Origin of the sequence: Labrenzia sp. THAF35 (assembly GCF_009363595.1) — a bacterium.
GTDB lineage: Bacteria > Pseudomonadota > Alphaproteobacteria > Rhizobiales > Stappiaceae > Roseibium > Roseibium algicola.
The window spans coordinates 2472635-2490145 of the sequence record NZ_CP045380.1 but is presented as its reverse complement, the minus strand read 5'-3'; the positions used below and the strand labels follow the sequence as shown (position 1 = coordinate 2490145).

19 protein-coding genes are annotated in these 17511 nt (G+C 60.1%); 8 read left to right on the top strand and 11 right to left on the bottom strand.

Annotated elements, in window-relative coordinates:
• Positions 1–2: 2 nt before the first annotated feature.
• The 5 genes from FIU93_RS11355 to FIU93_RS11335 all read right to left on the bottom strand — a co-directional run bounded on the left by FIU93_RS11355 (position 3) and on the right by FIU93_RS11335 (position 5388).
• Positions 3–1370, bottom strand: coding sequence for a glutamine synthetase family protein (locus FIU93_RS11355; RefSeq protein WP_152505624.1), 1368 nt, complete (start codon positions 1368–1370; stop codon positions 3–5).
• A 123-nt stretch (positions 1371–1493) separates the two neighbouring features.
• Entirely contained in the window at positions 1494–2543 is a 1050-nt protein-coding gene (locus FIU93_RS11350; protein ID WP_023003097.1) for a TRAP transporter substrate-binding protein, read from the bottom strand.
• A 118-nt stretch (positions 2544–2661) separates the two neighbouring features.
• Positions 2662–4002 (bottom strand): TRAP transporter large permease subunit, encoded by a 1341-nt coding sequence (locus tag FIU93_RS11345; protein ID WP_023003096.1) that lies wholly within the window; start codon positions 4000–4002, stop codon positions 2662–2664.
• A complete protein-coding gene (locus tag FIU93_RS11340; RefSeq protein WP_055656263.1) occupies positions 4002–4598 on the bottom strand; it encodes a TRAP transporter small permease subunit in 597 nt (198 codons plus the stop codon). The genes FIU93_RS11345 and FIU93_RS11340 overlap by 1 nt, the downstream gene beginning before the upstream one ends.
• Positions 4591–5388, bottom strand: a complete 798-nt coding sequence (locus tag FIU93_RS11335; protein ID WP_209010340.1) for an N-formylglutamate amidohydrolase — start codon at positions 5386–5388, stop codon at positions 4591–4593. The genes FIU93_RS11340 and FIU93_RS11335 overlap by 8 nt, the downstream gene beginning before the upstream one ends.
• A gap of 148 nt (positions 5389–5536) precedes the next feature.
• On the opposite strand from FIU93_RS11335, the gene FIU93_RS11330 reads away from it, so the two are divergent.
• From FIU93_RS11330 to FIU93_RS11295, 8 genes are all read left to right on the top strand, one after another.
• Complete coding sequence (locus FIU93_RS11330; protein WP_023003093.1) at positions 5537–6406, top strand: MurR/RpiR family transcriptional regulator; 870 nt, start codon at positions 5537–5539, stop codon at positions 6404–6406.
• A gap of 208 nt (positions 6407–6614) precedes the next feature.
• Entirely contained in the window at positions 6615–7073 is a 459-nt protein-coding gene (locus FIU93_RS11325) for an NUDIX domain-containing protein (protein WP_075281942.1), read from the top strand.
• Positions 7066–8700, top strand: coding sequence for a phosphotransferase (locus FIU93_RS11320; RefSeq protein ID WP_152505623.1), 1635 nt, complete (start codon positions 7066–7068; stop codon positions 8698–8700). The genes FIU93_RS11325 and FIU93_RS11320 overlap by 8 nt, the downstream gene beginning before the upstream one ends.
• On the top strand, positions 8693–9583 hold the full coding sequence (locus tag FIU93_RS11315) for a GAK system ATP-grasp enzyme (protein ID WP_152505622.1): 891 nt from the start codon (positions 8693–8695) through the stop codon (positions 9581–9583). The genes FIU93_RS11320 and FIU93_RS11315 overlap by 8 nt, the downstream gene beginning before the upstream one ends.
• Entirely contained in the window at positions 9580–10680 is a 1101-nt protein-coding gene (locus tag FIU93_RS11310; protein WP_152505621.1) for an HprK-related kinase B, read from the top strand. The genes FIU93_RS11315 and FIU93_RS11310 overlap by 4 nt, the downstream gene beginning before the upstream one ends.
• Positions 10677–11378 carry a histidine phosphatase family protein gene (locus FIU93_RS11305; RefSeq protein ID WP_152505620.1) on the top strand — a complete coding sequence of 234 codons (702 nt, stop codon included), beginning with the start codon at positions 10677–10679 and terminating at the stop codon, positions 11376–11378. Before FIU93_RS11310 ends, FIU93_RS11305 begins: the two co-directional genes overlap by 4 nt.
• Positions 11379–11392: 14 nt before the next feature.
• Positions 11393–12757: a metallophosphoesterase family protein gene (locus FIU93_RS11300; protein WP_209010339.1), complete on the top strand. Its 1365-nt coding sequence runs from the start codon at positions 11393–11395 to the stop codon at positions 12755–12757.
• Complete coding sequence (locus tag FIU93_RS11295) at positions 12754–13029, top strand: amphi-Trp domain-containing protein (RefSeq protein ID WP_152505618.1); 276 nt, start codon at positions 12754–12756, stop codon at positions 13027–13029. Before FIU93_RS11300 ends, FIU93_RS11295 begins: the two co-directional genes overlap by 4 nt.
• Before the next feature lie 247 nt (positions 13030–13276).
• Here the strand turns inward: FIU93_RS11295 and hypE are convergent, their stop codons facing one another.
• Genes hypE through FIU93_RS11265 form a run of 6 tightly spaced genes read right to left on the bottom strand, consistent with a single transcriptional unit; the run spans position 13277 to position 17354 of the window.
• A complete protein-coding gene (gene hypE, locus FIU93_RS11290; RefSeq protein ID WP_152507566.1) occupies positions 13277–14266 on the bottom strand; it encodes a hydrogenase expression/formation protein HypE in 990 nt (329 codons plus the stop codon).
• 44 nt (positions 14267–14310) lie between these two features.
• A complete protein-coding gene (gene hypD / locus FIU93_RS11285; protein WP_152505617.1) occupies positions 14311–15462 on the bottom strand; it encodes a hydrogenase formation protein HypD in 1152 nt (383 codons plus the stop codon).
• Positions 15459–15728, bottom strand: a complete 270-nt coding sequence (locus FIU93_RS11280; protein ID WP_023003083.1) for a HypC/HybG/HupF family hydrogenase formation chaperone — start codon at positions 15726–15728, stop codon at positions 15459–15461. Before FIU93_RS11280 ends, hypD begins: the two co-directional genes overlap by 4 nt.
• A 12-nt stretch (positions 15729–15740) precedes the next feature.
• Complete coding sequence (gene hypB, locus FIU93_RS11275; protein WP_152505616.1) at positions 15741–16562, bottom strand: hydrogenase nickel incorporation protein HypB; 822 nt, start codon at positions 16560–16562, stop codon at positions 15741–15743.
• Positions 16562–16903: a hydrogenase maturation nickel metallochaperone HypA gene (hypA, locus tag FIU93_RS11270; protein WP_152505615.1), complete on the bottom strand. Its 342-nt coding sequence runs from the start codon at positions 16901–16903 to the stop codon at positions 16562–16564. Before hypA ends, hypB begins: the two co-directional genes overlap by 1 nt.
• Positions 16896–17354 carry a hydrogenase maturation protease gene (locus tag FIU93_RS11265; RefSeq protein WP_152505614.1) on the bottom strand — a complete coding sequence of 153 codons (459 nt, stop codon included), beginning with the start codon at positions 17352–17354 and terminating at the stop codon, positions 16896–16898. The genes hypA and FIU93_RS11265 overlap by 8 nt, the downstream gene beginning before the upstream one ends.
• Positions 17355–17511 lie beyond the last annotated feature (157 nt).

Here is a 17511-nt window from a genome sequence, read left to right as displayed (position 1 = left end):
TCTTACGCCCGCTCGAAGCCGCGGGCAATCTCGTAATCGGTGACCACGCGGTCGAACTCCTCCAGCTCCCATTCGGCGGCGCGGGAATAGTGGTCGATCACCTGGTCGGAGAACGCTTCACGCAGGAATTTCGACTTGCGCAGGGTCTCGCGGGCCTCGCGCAAAGTGTGCGGAATTTCCCTCGCCTTCTTGGCGTCGTAGACGTCGCCGGTGGTCGGAGCGTCGAGTTCCAGCTTCTCTTCCATGCCCTTGATGCCGGCAGCAATCTGAACCGCCAGTGCCAGATAGGGATTGAGGTCGGAACCGCCGATGCGGCACTCGACGCGAAGGCCCTTGGTGCCTTCGCCGCAGAGCCGGAAGCCGGCGGTGCGGTTGTCGACCGACCACACGGTCTTGGTCGGCGCGAAGGTGCCCTTCTGGAAGCGCTTGTAGCTGTTGATGTAGGGCGCCAGGAAATAGGTATAGTCCGGCGCATACTTGATGAGCCCGGCCATGTAGTGGCGCATGGTCTCGGACATGCCGTATTCGCCCTTGGCATCCACGAAGACGTTGTTGCCGTCCTTGTCGAACAGTGACTGGTGCACATGGGACGAAGACCCGACGCGGGAATGATGCCACTTGGCAAGGAACGACGCGGAACGCCCTTTTGCCCAGGCAATTTCCTTCACCGCATGCTTGGCGATGGTGTGATATTCGGCCGTGTCGAGTGCCGGTGCATACTTGATGTTGAGCTCTTCCTGCCCGGCTTCGGCTTCACCCTTGGTGTTCTCGACCGGGATGCCGGCGGCATAGAGGTGATTGCGCACCGGGCGCATCACATCCTCTTCCTTGGTGGTCTGCAGGATGTGGTAATCTTCGTTGTAACCGGAAATTGGCTCCAGATCGCGGTAGCCGCCCTTGCGCATGTCCTCAAAGCTTTTCTCGAACAGGAAAAACTCCAGCTCGGTCGCCATGATCGGCGTCAGCCCAAGTTCCTCCAGACGCGCGACTTGCGATTTCAGCATCGCACGCGGGGAATGCGGCACTTCCTTGTGGGTGTGGTGATCGAGGATATCGCACATCACCATGGCCGTGCCTTCCAGCCACGGCACCCGCCGCAGGGAGGAAAGATCCGGTTTCATGACATAGTCGCCGTACCCGCCGGACCAGCTCGTCGCCGCATAGCCTTCGACCGTGTACATCTCTAGGTCGGTTGCCAGCAGATAGTTGCAGCAATGGGTCTCGTGATAGGCACTGTCGACGAAATGCTGGGCGTGGAAACGCTTGCCCATCAGCCGTCCCTGCATGTCGACGATACAGGTCAGCACCGTGTCGATCTCGCCGGAAGAGACGAGAGTCTTCAGTGCATCAAAGGTCAGGTTGCCAGGCATTTTACGGTTGTTCCAGGTTGAGCGGTCGAGAATTTAATTCCGGAAATTCCCGGTCCGGAGGGGTCGCTCCGGACCGGCAGATCTGACCGTGCCTGCCGATGGCCGGCACGGTCCGGGTTTCTATCAGGAATAGCGGTAAGGCCGGCCGGCCTTCTTCATGTCCTGATTGTACTTCTTGAAGATCTCCACGACCTTTGCCTTGGTCGGGGATTCAGCTGCGATCTCGTCCCAGAAGGCCATGGCAGCTTCTTCAACCGTTGCCCATTCGGCGTCCGGAATGGAGGTCAGCTCCATCTTGGTGCCGTTGACGCGAAGGTTGGCCTCACCGCCCCAGTACCACCACTGGCGATAGTAGTGCGACGCATCCATGGCAAGCTGCAGCATGGTCTTCAGGTGATCGGGAAGCTCGTTCCAGCGCTCCTGGTTGGCGAAGAACGAACCAGCCCACGCACCCGAGATGTTGTTGGTGAGGAAGTAGTTGGTCACATCCGCCCAGCCGACGGTGTAATCCTCGGTGATGCCCGACCAGGCAATGCCGTCGAGTTCGCCGGTCTGAACGGCAACCTCGATGTCTTCCCACGGCAGGGTGACCGGCACGACGCCGAACTGGCTCATGAAACGGCCGGCTGTCGGGAAGGTGAAGACGCGCTTGCCTTCAAGATCCTTCAGAGAACGGATCGGGTCCTTGGTGGCAAAGTGGCACGGATCCCAGGAACCTGCGGAAATGTGCTTCACGCCAACCTTGGCATATTCCTCTTCCCAGATTTCCTTCAGGCCGTACTGGTTGAACAGCACCGGCACGTCGAGGGAATAACGGGAAGCGAACGGGAAGTAGCCGCCGAAGACGGTGACTTCGGTCGGGGACGCCATGCTGTCGTCATCCGACTGAACGGCATCGATCGTGCCCTGCTGCATGGCGCGGAACAGTTCGCCCGTCGGCACCAGCTGGTCGGCGGTGTAGAGCTCGATCACCATCTCGCCGTTGGCGGCCTTGTTGAAGGCATCGATATGCGGCTTGATCACGTGCTCGGCGAGCGCCGGACCGGCATAGGTCTGGAGGCGCCATTTGATCTGCGACTGGCCATGCACGGCCGGAGCCGCAAGGGTGGTCGCTCCGGCGGCGGCGGCAGTGCCGATACCGGCTTTTTTCAGAAACTCACGTCTGTTGGTCATCTCAAGTTCCCCTAAGTTTCACATTCAGCTAAAGCGGTGCGGCCGTTTTCCGGCTCTCGTAAGTCCGCGGTCCAACTCCGTTTTTCCTCCGGACGTTGTCTTCTTGTCCCGTTCCTTGCTACCTGCCGTAAACCAGATCCGGCAACCACAGGGCAATTTGCGGGAAAACCATGACGAGGACGAGCGCCAGGACCATCACCGCGACAAACGGCGTAATCGAGCCGTAGATGTCGCGCATGCTGATTTCCTTGGGCGCCATCGCCCGCATCAAGAATAGATTGTAGCCAAAGGGCGGTGTCATGTAGGCGATCTGCGTGGTGATCGTGTAGAGCACCCCGTACCAGATCAGAACTTCGCCCGCCGGCATGCCCAGATCAAGGCTTGCGACCAGAGGCACGTAAAGCGGTGCCACGATGACCAGCATTGCCGTATCGTCCAGGAAGGTGCCCATCACCAGGAAGGACAGCTGCATCAGGATCAGGATCATCCACGGCGACAGGCCGAGCTGTTCGGTGAAGAGGCTCTCGATGGCCTTGACCGCGCCCAGACCGTCGAACACCGCGCCGAACCCGAGGGCGGCAAGGATGATCCACATGAACATGCACGAAATGCCGAGCGTGTTCTTCAGGCAAAGCTTCAGGATATCCCAGGTCATCCGGCGACGGATGATGGCAGCCACCAGGGCGGCCAGAGCACCAATGGCCGAGCTTTCCACCAGGCTGGTGTAGCCCTTGACGAACGGTACCATCATCACCGCAAAGATGATGATCGGCAGGATGCCTGCCAGAAGCAGATGATATTTCTCGTCCTTGGAGGCGTCGCGCTCTTCTTTCGTCAGCGCAGGACCGAGTTCAGGTTGGATCTTGCAGCGGATCGCGATGTAGACGACGAACATGGCTGCCATCATCAGACCAGGAACGACCCCCGCCAGCCAGAGCTGGCCGACAGGAGCGCGCGCGATCATCGCATAAAGCACCAGCACCACGGACGGCGGCACCAGAATGCCAAGCGACGACCCGGCCTGGATTACCCCCGTGACCATCCGTTTGTCGTATTTTCGTTTCAGGAGTTCCGGCAACGCGATGGTCGCACCGATGGCCATGCCGGCAACCGACAGACCGTTCATGGCGGAAATCAGGACCATCAGCAGGATCGTGCCAATAGCCAGCCCGCCATTGAGCGGACCCATCCACACGTGGAACATCTTGTAGAGGTCGTCGGCGATCTTGGTTTCCGACAGCACATAGCCCATGAAGATGAACATCGGCAGCGTCAGCAGCGGATACCACTTCATCAGCTTCATGGCCGCGGAGAAAGGAATGTCGCCACCGCCAGTGCCCCAAAGGGCCAGAGCGGCGATTGCGGCAATGCCACCGATGGCGCCGAAAACGCGCTGCCCCGTCAGGAGCATCAGCATCATCGACGAGAACATCAGGAGAGCGATCATCTCGTATGACATCAGAGCGTCTCTCCCTTGATCAGGGCGATATCCTTGATGAATTCCGAGATGGCCTGCAGCAGCATCAAAACAAATCCAATGATCATTATGAGTTTGACCGGCCAGAGATAGGGCCGCCAGGCAGTCGGGCTACGCTCGATATAGCCGAGCTTTTCAGCCGCCGCGTCAGGACCACCGGTGATGAAGGAAACGAACAGGTCCCACCAGAAGCTGAGCGAGTCCTTGCCGAAATAGCCAAGCGAGTACGCCGTGGAATTCAACGCGCCATAGAGCAGCACACCGAGATAGAACATCAGCAGCAGCACCGTGAAGGCATCGAACCAGGCCTTCTTCTTGGCGCTCCACTCGGCATAGAACAGATCCATGCGCACATTGGAGCCGAGCTGTATGGAATAGGGCCCGCCCAGAATGTAATAGGCAACCATCGCGAACTGGGCGACTTCCAGTGTCCAGAGCGATGGATTGAAGAATGTCTTGGAGATCGACGACCACAGAAGGATCGCCGCCATGACGAAGACCCCCCACATGATTATCTTACCGAGGCCCCGATTGAAGCCGTCGACGATGCAGATATAGACGCGGGCCGCCTTAAGCATGGGCTTCTCCCTGCGTCTGCCCGCCAACGGCTTGCGCGGCGTGCTCCAGCAGGGGCGCCAGAAGATCGCTCCACTGCGCTTCTTCTGCCGAGGTCTTCACTTCGTCGTTGCGGATTTCAATCATCAGGCAAGGCAGCTTGCGATCCTCGCCGTGCCGATGGATTGTATAATAGACACCATCGGACGGAGCGTACGGCTCGTTGTCTCCAACGGTCAGGCCGGCATGTGCCTTCAAGGCTTCCAGAACCGGATCCGCAAGACGCCGGTCCTTGTCGTAGATGAGGCCGATTTCCCAGGGACGGGACTGGCCCTTGTAAACCGGCGTGAACGAATGGATGGAGACCACCGCTGTCGGCAGCCCGCGCTCGAGCCGCTGGCTGATCACATTGTCGATGGCATCGTGAAACGGCCGGTGCGCCAGGTTCAGACGGAAGGTCTTCTCATCGGCCGACAGGTCCTGGTTGCCCGCAATCTTGGTGGTTTCGCTAAGGCAAGGGATCAGGTCAGGCCGGTTTTCCTCACGATTGCAGTCGATGATCAGGCGCGAGACAGTGGTATGGACCAGCGGCGCATCAAGGCTCTTGGCCAGCCCCCTGGCAACGCCGAGCGCTCCCGGGTCCCACGCGATATGCGCAATCTTGTCCGCATCGGTAATCCCGAGCGACGTATCGTAGGGGGGCGGAAAGAAGTTGGAAGCGTGATCGCAGACAAAAACGAAAGGCCCCGCTCCCTCCGCATTTTCAACGGCGACAGCCCGAGTCATTCCTCCGGTCTGGGGATTCGAACCCATTCCCTACTCCCTGAAAGATCGGCCCTGCATTTTGTAATGTTTATTACAGGATTGCCGACTTAACTAACTTCTGTAATATTTGATACGCAGATTGCAGCGGCTGTCAAATGAAATTCAGTGCCGCGGACCGTCATAAAGGCCGACGACCATGGAACGTCCTCTTCTGGAAGATATTCGCGACCGTCTGGACGAATTCACCGCCACGGAAAAGAAGGCGGCGCATGCGTTGTTGGCCAATTACCCGATGCAGGGACTGGGCACCGTCGCCCAGTTCGCAGAGGCCGCGGGGGTCAGCTCCCCCACCATCTTGCGCTTCGTCGGCCGCCTGGGGTTTCCCGGCTTCGCCGAGTTTCAGCGAAAACTCCGCGGCGAACTGGAAAGCCAGCTGAATTCGCCACTCGCCCGCAGTGCCAACATGGAAGACGACCCGGTCGGCGACCCCCATGTCAGCCAGCTTCTGGAAAATGTGCGCGAGACCTTTGCTCATCTGCCGAAAGGCGAACTCACCGGCCTCGTCAAGCTGCTGTCGGACGAACGCAAGCATGTGCACCTGATCGGGGGCCGCTTTACCGACGGCCTTGCCCGTTACATGGCGGCGCATCTGCGGATCGTGCGGGCCAACGTCAATCACGTCGCCGGCCAGCAGGGCAACTGGCTGGACCAGCTCATCGGCATCGGTCCGAAGGACGTGGTCGTCGTTTTCGATATCCGGCGCTACCAGGCTGAAATCATCCAGTTTGCCGAAGCCGCCGCCCGACAGGGTGCGACCGTGGCCCTTGTCACCGATAGCTGGATGTCACCGGTCGGCCGCATCGCCACCTTCGTTCTGCCTGCCCGCGTCGCGGTCCCTTCCCCTTGGGACTCCTCGCTGGCACTCATGGCGATTGCCGAAGTGCTCATCACCGGCGTCACACGTGAGAACCAGAAGCGGGCCCAGGAGCGCATGCGCGCACTGGAGAAATTGCGCAACGACATCGACCCCTCGACAGAAGGCCGCGCCATGGGGCCGGATATCTGAGCGGACTGGAACCACTTGAAACCGTGAACAGTCGAAGATCGGTTCGCTCGCGGTGAGCGACTCACCTATACTCGCCCCATCACGGCCCTGCTGAAAGCCGAAGCGGGCCCCTGACAGAAGCTGCGCCAGCCGGTCTGGCAGGTCCCGAACCGGCAGGCCTGAACAGGGAGCGAGATCCATCGCAAGTGACGCGCCCCTAAAAGGTGCCGTGTTTCGGCCCGTCATCCGCTCAACACCAAGAGCCTTTATCCGCCGGGGTGACCGGCTGCTGGTGCAAGACAAGCGACACCCCGTCAAAGGCCGGTACTTCACTCTGCCCGGCGGCAAGCAGGACCCGGGCGAAACGCTCGAAGCCTGCCTGAAGCGCGAATGCGTGGAAGAAATCGGTGCCGCAATCACCGTGTCGCACCTGATGCATGTGGCGGAAGTTCATCGGCGCAAACAGGCCGCAAGAGAATATCAGCACCAGCTCGATTTCATTTTCGCCTGCAGCGTTGCCGAAGACTACCAACCGGTATTGGGACCACGCCCGGACCCGCATCAGGTCGGGACACGCTGGATAGGTTTCGACGAAGCTCAACAGCTACGTCCGCTTTATGTCACAAAACTGTTTTCACTTGGCTGTACGCGGGAGCCCGAAGTCTATCTCGGACCCCATAATGATTAATGCCCCAAAGACCATTCGGGAAAATCTCCGTTTTCTGTGCGCGGAAATCGATGGTCAGCTCATACAGCTTGAAGCCTTCTTCAAGGAACCGACGGCAGCGACGGCACGCCGGATCATGGACCGTGCCGGATACGCCCATAACCTGAAGAGCCGGATCCTTGCGGCCTGTGTCCAGCAGATGGCCGGAGCCAGAAAGAACGATCGCAAACATCTTACCCTGCGCAGCCTGGAGTTTGTCGCCACCGATCTTCAGCGCATCGCCAACCTGGTGCGCCAATCCTTGCGCCATGCAGAGCGCATCGAGACCTTTGTCACGCTTGAGCCTGAACGTTATCCCGCGATTGTCAGTCGTGTCCGGCAAGGCGTTGCCCGCATCGAGGACGCCCTTCTCAGCAGGGACAGTGAAAAGGCCATAGAGATCGGCCAGCTCCAGAACAAGATCGAGGCTGACTACCGCAAGCTCTTCAAGGCCTACACACGCGACATGCGCAACCCGGACCGGTTGCCGGCCGACATCGCCAACAGCCTGCTGGTCGCCAGCGAATTCCAGCGCATGGGCGAATCCCTGCGGGCCATAAGCGAAGCGCTGATTTCCGCCAACATCGGACAGGCAGTCAATTTCGAACGCTATTTCGCCCTGCAAGGCCTGATGTCTGACCTGGACACGGCCAGCGACGATGTCACCATCGAAACGATTGCCGAAACCAGGTCGGGGAGTTCCATCTCCGCCATCAAGGACAAGAAGACCGAAATGGTTACGGCGGTCTTCAAGGATGGCGACAAGAGCAAGGTCAAGGAAGAACGCCAGGGCGTGAAAAGCTGGCATTCCATCTATCCAGGCCTTGCCCCGAAAATCCTTTCCTACCGCAAACGCGACCAGTCGGCAGCGCTCCTGATCGAACATTTGCCCGGCCTGACCTTCGAGCACATCGTCCTGAACGAAGGCGACGCCCTGCGCAATCAGGCGCTTGCCAGTCTTTCCCACACGTTGAAAGACGTCTGGAAGCAGACGCGGACTGCAGAACCGGCGGATCTCGGCAGCATGCAGCAACTTGGCAAACGCCTTGGAGACGTCCGCAGGGTTCACCCGGAATTCAAGGAAACCGGCATCCATTTCGCGGGAGAAACCCTTCCCTCGCTCGACGCCCTGATCACCGAGGCAGCCGACCGCGAGGCAAGGGTAACCGCTCCCTTTTCCGTCTATATCCACGGTGACTTCAACGTCGACAACATCATCTACGACCCCGGCGAGAACCGGATCCACTTCGTCGATCTGCATCGCTCCCGCTACATGGACTACGTTCAGGACGTGTCCGTGTTCATGGTTTCGAACTACCGGCTTCAGGTGCTCGACAGGGAAACACGTCGGCGGATCAGCGATGTCTCTCTCGCATTCTACAAATCCGTAAGAGCCTTCGCCCGCAAGCAGGGTGACGACACGTTCGAATATCGGCTTGCCCTTGGCCTTGCCCGGTCCTTTGCCACGTCGACGCGGTTCATTCTGGACAAGTCCCATGCCCGGCGCATGTGGCTGCGTGCCCGCTACCTGATCGAACAGGCCCTTGCCTGCCCGCCTGGCGCCGAGGCCCGGTTCCGCCTGCAAATGAAGGAGATCTTCGTTGACTGACCTCAGGATCGGCGTTGTCGGCATACCCGGCAAATGGTCGACGGAAGTTCTGGCGGACGCCCTGGAAGCACAAACAGGTTTTCGCTGCGTGGTCGACATGGCCGACGTCGTTCTGGATCTGGAAGCCAGGGCGCTGATGGCTGGGCAGATCGATCTTTGCAGCCTCGACGGCATCGTGGTCAAGAAGATCAGCCAGACCTACAGCCCCGCAACGCTGGACCGGCTGGAGATGTTGCGCCTTGCCGAGGCCAGCGGCACCAGGGTCTTTTCCAGCACAAGGTCCATTCTCGGCCTGGTCAACCGGCTAAGCTGCACCGTGACCCTGGCCAATGCAGGCATTCCCATGCCAGCCACCTGCGTGAGCGAAAGCGAAGACGAAGCCCTGGCCGCCGTCCTGCGGTTCGGCAGTGCGGTGTTCAAGCCCCTGTTTTCGACAAAGGCCCGCGGCATGACGCTGATGGATGCCACCGAAGGCGAAACAGCCCTCCGGCACAAGATTGCCGCGTTCAAGGCCGACAATCCGGTGATGTACCTGCAGAAGAAGGTCAATCTTTCCGGCAGGGACCTCGGCATGGTTTTCCTCGGCGGGTCCTATCTCGGCACCTATGCCCGCGTTGCCCAGACAAACAGCTGGAACACGACCATCCTTCACGGCGGCAAATACGAACCGTTCGAACCTGATGCCGACCTGATCGAACTGGCGCGTCGCGCGCAGGAACCGTTCGATCTCGACTTCACCACCGTGGATGTCGGCCTGACGGACAACGGACCGGTCGTGTTTGAGGTCTCGGCCTTCGGTGGTTTCAAGGGAGCTCTGGAAGGCGCCGGCATCGACGCTGCCAAGCTTTACGCCAACCATGTAATTGAAAAGGTGCGCGGATGAACGGCATAACCGTCCAGGACGTTGTCGACGCTCTTTCCCCGGCTCGGGAAACGCGAAACTGCGATCCGGTGTGCCTCACGGTCGGCGGCCATGTGGTCGAGGTGAGATGCACCTCTTCGGCGCTTCTGGCCGAATTGCTGCGCTATTTCCAGCATGTGATTTCCGCGCCGAGCAAACCGGACAGGATCGTCCATGTGCTCGGACCCATGGAACTGCCCTTCGACCCGGAGTTCACCGACTGGGAGCGGGAAACGGGAAAGTCCGGTCGCAAGGATGCGGTCTGCGACCTTGAAAACGGGCGCCTGATCCTGAAGGTCCGCACGGGTCTGCAGTTCCTGCAATCCCCCGACTGGGCGATCGCCTTTGGCCCTACGGACGATCACCCAAACCAGGTGATCAACTTCATCAACACCCAGTTTCTCAATCACTTCCAGCGGCAGGGGTGGGTCGCCTGTCATGCAGCGGCTGTCCGCACCCCCAACAGGGGGCTTGCGATATCGGGCCTTTCCGGCGGCGGCAAGTCCACCTCGATGTTGCGCCTGATGGAGCTCAGCGGCACGCAGTATGTCACCAACGACCGCCTTCTCGTGCGCAGTGCCGGCAACAGCACCAATGCGCTCGGCATTCCGAAACTTCCGCGCATCAACCCGGGCACCATCGTCACCAACGCCCGGCTCACCGGTCTCATCGACGAGGAACGCGAAGAGGAACTCCGCAACCTGGAGCCGGACGAGCTCTGGCATCTGGAAGAAAAATACGACCTCTTCATCGATGACATCTACGGCCCCGGGCGTATTTCCCACGATGCGCAGCTGACCGATTTCTGGGTGCTGAACTGGTCCCGCGACAGCGCCGACGCGACCGAGGTAAGCAAGACGGATCTGAAGGACCGGCCGGATCTCCTGTCGGCAATCATGAAAAACCCCGGCCCTTTCTACCAGACCCCGCAAGGCCCGTTCTGGCCGATGAAAACACCGCTCGACACGGCTGCCTACCTGGATGCACTTGACGGCGTTCAGGTGTGGGAAGTGAAGGGGTTGATTGATTTCGATGCCCTGTTCGAGGCAGGTGCCGAGCTTCTGGGGCAGACACCATGACGGGTTGTTTCGCCATTCTGGTGCGCCACGGCGCCTATCATCAAAAGCCGGACACGCCGAGCGCCCTGCAACCCTATGCCCTGACCGACGCCGGCAAGGTTCAGGCCCAGGAGGCCGGGCGCGAGATTGCGGACATCGCACGGCAGGAAGGCTTCCGGCTGGCACCCGAGGTCCTGTGCTCCCGTCAGCTCAGGGCCTGGCAGACGGCAGCGCTTCTCGGTCAGTCGCTAGGCGAAAGACTTGGTTCGGACTTCACCATCACCGAGGACGAAGCGCTTGCCGAACGCAGCGTCGGGGCCCTTGCCAACCTGAGCCTTCGCGAGATCGAGCAGGTGATTGCAGACGACCCGCGCACCGCCCCGCTGCCGGGAGACTGGAAGTCCAACAGCCATCACAGACTACCGGTCCAGGGCGCGGAAAGCCTGATGGACGCCGGCGAACGCGTGGCAGCTTTCCTTGAGCAGAAGATGGCGGACCTCAACGACGGTGCAGGGCCCAATGCCCGGATCTTCGTCGGACACGGCGCTTCCATACGCCATGCCGCCCACTGCCTCGGCGTTCTGTCGTTCGACCAGATCCGCCAGCTCAGCATGCACCACGCCCGTGCCCTCGTCCTGAAACTGGACGAGAACGGCACCTGGAGGCACCACGGCGGCGACTGGAAACAGCGCCAGCCTCTTGAAACCGCAACGGATTGAACCGGATTGCTGCCATGATGACCCATCTGCCACTGACCCCGCTTCTGCCGCCGATGGACCAGGCGGAAGCCATTGATCTCGGCCTGCCCGAAAGCTGTGTCCCCTGGCCGCTGGCGCCCATCGGGAATCTGCCCCTCGGCCAGTTCACCACCGAAAGCACCCTTCCCGGTGTTGTCGGCAGCCTTGCCCGGGCAAATGCTCTTGGCCCCTGGGACTGGCCGGAAAAGCCGGTAATCTTCATTTCCGACCTGCATGCGGATGCGGAAAGCCTGTTGAGATCCCTGACGGCGGCACGGGCAATCCAGCGCAATGGAAATGGTCTGAGCGACTTTCACCTGACGCCCTTCGGCCGAAGCTGCCAGTTCATCATCGGCGGCGATTGCCTGGACAAGGGCCCCAGCAATCTGGACCTTCTCGACAGCCTCAGCGCGCTGCTGAAAACCGGCGCCGATGTCGTCATCCTCGCCGGCAACCACGACCTGCGGCTTTACCTCGGTCTCGAAGCCCTCACCGTCAAGCGCAGCTCGCTCAACGCCCATATGTTCGTTCGCATGGGCAAGAAGGTGATGCCGCTCTTGAAGGAAGTACACGAGCGGTATGTCGGCAGCTCGGCCAACCTCGCCATGCTGCCCGACGAGGAAACCTGCCTGTCGCTGATGGTTCCGGGAAAGAAGTGGACCAGACAATTTCCGAAGGCAGCCTCACGCTATCTGAGTGACGCGGCCATCCGCAAGGAAATGCAGCGGCTCAAGAAGAAGGCGGACAAGTTCGCGGAACACGCCGCCGAAGTCGGCCTTACCACTCGTCAGCTGTATGCTGCCGCGCTCAAATGCCGGGAACTCTTCGTTGAACCCGGCGGACGCTACGCCTGGTTCTTTCAAAGCCTCAAGGCGGTGCATCAGAGCGGATCGTTGCTGTTCGTGCATGCCGGTATCGATGATCACATGGCGTCCCAGATTTCGGCAAAAGGTGTGGCCCACGTCAATCGCCGCTTTCGGAAGGAAAGCCGGAAGGATCCCTTCGTGTTCTACTCCGGCACCATCGCCAATCTGATGCGCACGAAATACCGGGATGTGGACCATCCCCTGACCGAAACCGGCGTAGACGATCTCCATCTTGCCGGCATCAGGATGCTGGTACAGGGGCACGTCAACAGGCACAGCGGACAGGAGCTGACGTCCAAGCACGGCCTCTTGCATCTGGAAGCGGACATCACGCTCGACCGGCATTCCAGAAGCTCCGAAGGTCTTGAAGGCATTGGCACCGGCGCCACGATCATCTGCCCGGATGGCAACATCGTCGGCATCAGTCGGGATTATCCCCACGCCAAGCTGTTCAATCCGGCGCACATTCTCCAGCAACACGGATTGTCGTCATGATGGAACGCAAGGGCCGTTTCCGGCACCAGTCCCTGCAGGACAGGAAATCGATCCAGAAACTGCTCGACGCCGTCAAGCGTGGCATCGCCAAGGGCGAGCTGCAATTCGGTGACGACACCGGCGAGATTACCCTGCACCCGAAAGGTCTGTTGGCCATCAGGGTGACAGCCACCACCGAAGACGACCAGTCCCGCCTGGACCTGCGCATCACATGGGCCAACGACGGCCAGGACAAGAAGGACAATGGCAAGCTGAAGGTAAAGGGCGGATAGGGACAAGCCCCGAAAACCTGTTGCCCCCTCCCCTCATTCCGGACCAGGAAGGCGCAGCCGCCCGCAGATCCGGAACCCGGTCATGAGTCGCGCTGCGAGCGCGTCCTCTCAAGTCCCTGGCTGAGAAAACAAAGCAGCCTCTTCTGGAGGAACACAAAGGCCGGTGTGTACCGGATCCCGTCCTGGCTGCGCCAAACCGGGATGACAAGCATCGGATTGGGAAAAAGCCTTGGGGCCAATGCGGCCCTCAGCAGATGCGCGGCAGTTGCTCGCCCGAAAGCCAGTCGACAACACGGGAGCCGCCGAAGCCGGTCTTCATGACCACCATGCAATCTGCGTCCTCCACGATTTCCCCGATCTTCGCAGCGTTCTGACCCAGCGGGTGAGCCTTCATGATCTCCAGCAACCGGTCTGCATCAGACGCCTCGCAAATGCAGATGAGCTTGCCTTCATTGGCAACGTAAAGCGGGTCGAGACCGAGCAGCTCGCAGGCCCCTTCCACTTCCGGGCGAACGGGGATCTCACCCTCGTCGAGCATCACGCCAACCTTCGAAGCATGAGCGATTTCGTTCAGCGCAGTTGCCAGTCCTCCCCTGGTTGGATCCCGCAGAACCGAAATGCCCGGCACCGCGTCGACCATCGAACTGACGAGGCCATGCAGCGCTGCACTGTCGGACTGGATTTCGGTTTCGAAGGTCAGGTTTTCCCGTTTCGACAGGATGGCAACACCATGATCGCCAATGGTACCGGACAGGAGAACCGCCTGACCTGGCTTGGCCGCAGCAGGAGAAATCGAGACGCCTTCCGGCAGAACGCCAACACCGGTCGTTGTGATGAAGACCCCGTCGCCCTTCCCCTTTTCAACCACCTTGGTATCGCCGGAAACCACCGGCACTCCGGCTTCACGGGCTGCGCGCGCCATGGATATGACAATCCGTTCCAGATCAGCCAGCGGGAACCCTTCTTCCAGTATGAAGCTCGCGGTAAGGGACACCGGCCTCGCACCGGCCATGGCCACATCGTTCAAGGTGCCATGGACCGACAGCGATCCGATATCGCCACCTGGAAAGAACAGCGGCGAGATCACATGGGCATCGGTCGACATGACGAGCCGTCCTGGCGGCACTTCGAGCACCGCCGCATCATGGCCCTGGTCCAGGATTGTATTTTTCAGATGCCGGTGAAACAGGTCCTCGATCAGGACGGCCATGGCCCGGCCGCCGCCGCCATGGGTCATATCGACAGCGCCGGTACGGAATTTTGCCTGCGGATCGATGCTGGTCACGCCGCGGCTCCCTTGGCGGCGGCAATCGCCTCGCGCTTGCGGCCATAGGTCCAGTATGCGGCGCAGGCACCTTCAGAGGAAACCATGCAGGCCCCCATCGGATTGTCCGGCGTGCAAACCGTGCCGAACAGCTTGCATTCCGTGGGCTTCTTCACCCCGCGCAGGATCGCCGGACATTCGCAGGATTTGACTTCGCGCGACTCCTTCGGGCTGAGCGCAAAACGCTCTTCAGCATCGAAGTCGACATAGGCTTCTCGGATTTTCAGGGCACTGTCAGGGACATAGCCGAGCCCGCGCCATTCAAAGGTCCGGCGCAACTCCAAAACGTCGTCAACCAGCCGTTGGGCCTTGCGATTGCCTTCCTTCGTGACGACCCGGGTGTACTGGTTTTCCACTTCATGCCGGCCTTCGTTGATCTGGCGGATCAGCATCAGGGTCGACTGCATCACGTCGAGCGGCTCAAAGCCGGCAATGACGACGGGTTTCCTGAAGTCCCGCGCCGCCGGTTGGTACGGCGCCCAGCCGATGACCGAGCTGACATGAGAAGGTCCAAGGAAACCGTCAATCTTAACCGGCTGCTCCCCTGGCTCCGCAGGAGCGTTGACGATATGGGCGATGGCAGGCGGTGTCAGAACGTGATTGCAGAAGACGGAGAAATTCTTCAGGCCTTCCGCCTTTGCCTGCAGGATCGCGACCGCCGTTGGCGGCGTCGTCGTCTCGAAGCCGATGGCGAAAAAGACCACCTGCCGTTGCGGATTTTCGCGCGCAATCCGCAGAGCATCCTGGGTCGAATAGACCATCCGGATATCGGCGCCTTCGGCCTTGGCCCGGATCAGGCTCTTCTGCTTGGTGCCCGGCACCCGCATCATGTCGCCATAGGTGGTCAGGATCACATTCGACTTCAGTGCCAGCTCGATCGCATCATCGAGACGCCGTACCGGCAAGACACAGACCGGGCATCCCGGCCCATGCACATACTCGACATTTTGCGGAACCAGAGCCTGCACCCCGTAACGGAAGATGGCGTGAGTGTGCCCACCGCAAAACTCCATCAGATGGTAACGCCGGTCCGGATCAGCTTCCTGCCGGATTGCAAGGGCAAGCTTTTGCGCCAGTTTGCCGTCCCGAAATTCCTTGATGTATTTCATGCGTCCGTCCCCACCACCGGCTCGCCCGCCATCTCCTCCAGCTCCTCGGCAAGAACACCGGCTTCCGCCATAAGCTGAAGGGTCCGTTCGGCTTCCTCCTCGCTGAGCTTGTGCAGGGCATAGCCGACATGGACGAGCACATAGTCGCCAACGGCAACCTCCTCCAGGAGAGCTGTCGAGACCGGTTTCCGGATCCCTTCCAGAGCGACAGTTGCCATGTCGTCGCTATCGACGGAAACCACCCTTGCGGGAATGGCGAGACACATGACGGAGAACTCCTATTCCGCAGCAAGGCCGCGTGCGTGCGCTGCCTGCGTCTTCAAGGCACCGTCCAGCCAGACTAGCCAGCCTTCCAGGCCACCGCCAGTGCGCGCCGACACTTGCAGGATCTGGATCTTGTGATTGACCCGTCGTGCATTCCGGATCGCCGCGCCGACGCAAAAATCGACATGCGGCAGAAGGTCGGTCTTGTTGAGGATCATCAGGTCGGCGTTGGCGAAGATATCGGGGTATTTCAGCGGCTTGTCCTCACCTTCCGTTACCGAAAGGATCACCACCTTGAAGGCTTCGCCGAGATCGAACGCCGCAGGGCAGACCAGGTTGCCGACATTCTCGATGAAAAGCACGCTGCCTTCGTCCAGCGGCAACTTCTCCAAGGCATGACCGACCATATGTGCATCCAGATGGCACCCCTTGCCGGTGTTTATCTGAATGGCAGGTACTCCCGTTTCCCGGATCCGCTCGGCATCGTTTGACGTCTGCTGATCACCTTCGATGACCGCAGCCGGGGTCCTGCCCGCCATCCGCTTCAAGGTTTCGACAAGCAGCGTTGTCTTGCCGGAGCCGGGGCTTGAAACAAGATTGAGTGCCAGAACGCCTTTTGCGGCCAGCAAGGCACGATTGTTGTCCGCATAGGAATTGTTCTTGCCCAGAATATCGGTTTCGATCTGGATCAGCCGTGCCTGGCTCATGCCCGGAACGGAAACGCCGGCTTCCCCTTCGCCGAAATGGACATGACCTGCGTCATGTGAATGGGCGTGTCCATGGTGATGCTCATGGTCATGTTCGTGAGACCCGCTGCAACCGCATACCGTACACATCACACCACCTCCAGTTCCCGGATCTTCAGCTCTTCCCCACTGACAACCTGCAGGGCTTCCGAACCACATTCCGGGCAGCAATCGAACCATGCGTTCACCTGCACGGTCTTGAAACAGGAAAGACACAGAGCCTCGGCTGAAGGCCTGGATATTTCCAGAATGGCGCCTTCGGCGAGTGAGCCCCGCATGACGACGTCGAATCCGAATTTCAGCGCCTCTGGTTCGACGCAAGACAGCGGTCCGATGTCGACCGCGACCCGCTTCACCCGGGTAAAGCTATCCTTCGCAGCCTGATCCTTCAAAATGTCGAGTATGCTCTCGCAAAGTGACATTTCATGCATGGGCTGCCTCCCTCTGCTGATCTGCCTTTTGCAGCCACTCCAGCAAGAAAGCCTCGGCCGCAGCCAGATTGGCAGCTGCCTTGTCGGACAGCCCTTCCTTTACCTCACCAAATTCGTAGCCGGAGATACCCAGCACGAAGGCTTTCGGTCGGGTGCCATAAAGGGTTTCACTAAGCGCCAGAACAGTCTGCGGAACCAGGCTGTGGCTGCCGAGCACTTCCGGTGCACCCGGCGCGATTTCCCGGAACGAATAGGCTCCCTCGGCACCGATCTCCGCGTCAACGAAGATCACCACATCGTGCTCTGAGACCGCCAGCGCATGTTCGGCGACAAGCTGATAATCGGTATCGACCTCCAACCCCGGCAATCCGCGCGCGGCGATTGCCTCGGACAAGGCAGGCCCAAGTCCGTCATCGCCCCGCCCGGGATTGCCATATCCGATCAGAAGCATGACGACGTCCTCTTTTCAGAGTTCCTACAAAAACTCTTTCCAGCGTCATCCCGGCCAAGCGCAGCGCGAGCCGGGATCGGGGAGGTACAGGTTTCTCGGCAATTCATTTCCCGAAAGAGAGTATCGGGCTCGCCGATCCCGGATCTCCGCTTTGCTG

Bases quoted from the DNA above. Each gene is read 5' to 3' on its own strand.
- FIU93_RS11355 (WP_152505624.1), bottom strand. From the start codon at position 1,370: ATGCCTGGCAACCTGACCTTTGATGCACTGAAGACTCTCGTCTCTTCC.
- FIU93_RS11350 (WP_023003097.1), bottom strand. From the start codon at position 2,543: ATGACCAACAGACGTGAGTTTCTGAAAAAAGCCGGTATCGGCACTGCC.
- FIU93_RS11345 (WP_023003096.1), bottom strand. From the start codon at position 4,002: ATGTCATACGAGATGATCGCTCTCCTGATGTTCTCGTCGATGATGCTG.
- FIU93_RS11340 (WP_055656263.1), bottom strand. From the start codon at position 4,598: ATGCTTAAGGCGGCCCGCGTCTATATCTGCATCGTCGACGGCTTCAAT.
- FIU93_RS11335 (WP_209010340.1), bottom strand. From the start codon at position 5,388: ATGGGTTCGAATCCCCAGACCGGAGGAATGACTCGGGCTGTCGCCGTT.
- FIU93_RS11330 (WP_023003093.1), top strand. From the start codon at position 5,537: ATGGAACGTCCTCTTCTGGAAGATATTCGCGACCGTCTGGACGAATTC.
- FIU93_RS11320 (WP_152505623.1), top strand. From the start codon at position 7,066: ATGATTAATGCCCCAAAGACCATTCGGGAAAATCTCCGTTTTCTGTGC.
- FIU93_RS11310 (WP_152505621.1), top strand. From the start codon at position 9,580: ATGAACGGCATAACCGTCCAGGACGTTGTCGACGCTCTTTCCCCGGCT.
- FIU93_RS11305 (WP_152505620.1), top strand. From the start codon at position 10,677: ATGACGGGTTGTTTCGCCATTCTGGTGCGCCACGGCGCCTATCATCAA.
- FIU93_RS11300 (WP_209010339.1), top strand. From the start codon at position 11,393: ATGATGACCCATCTGCCACTGACCCCGCTTCTGCCGCCGATGGACCAG.
- FIU93_RS11295 (WP_152505618.1), top strand. From the start codon at position 12,754: ATGATGGAACGCAAGGGCCGTTTCCGGCACCAGTCCCTGCAGGACAGG.
- hypE (WP_152507566.1), bottom strand. From the start codon at position 14,266: ATGACCCATGGCGGCGGCGGCCGGGCCATGGCCGTCCTGATCGAGGAC.
- hypD (WP_152505617.1), bottom strand. From the start codon at position 15,462: ATGAAATACATCAAGGAATTTCGGGACGGCAAACTGGCGCAAAAGCTT.
- FIU93_RS11280 (WP_023003083.1), bottom strand. From the start codon at position 15,728: ATGTGTCTCGCCATTCCCGCAAGGGTGGTTTCCGTCGATAGCGACGAC.
- hypB (WP_152505616.1), bottom strand. From the start codon at position 16,562: ATGTGTACGGTATGCGGTTGCAGCGGGTCTCACGAACATGACCATGAG.
- hypA (WP_152505615.1), bottom strand. From the start codon at position 16,903: ATGCATGAAATGTCACTTTGCGAGAGCATACTCGACATTTTGAAGGAT.
- FIU93_RS11265 (WP_152505614.1), bottom strand. From the start codon at position 17,354: ATGCTTCTGATCGGATATGGCAATCCCGGGCGGGGCGATGACGGACTT.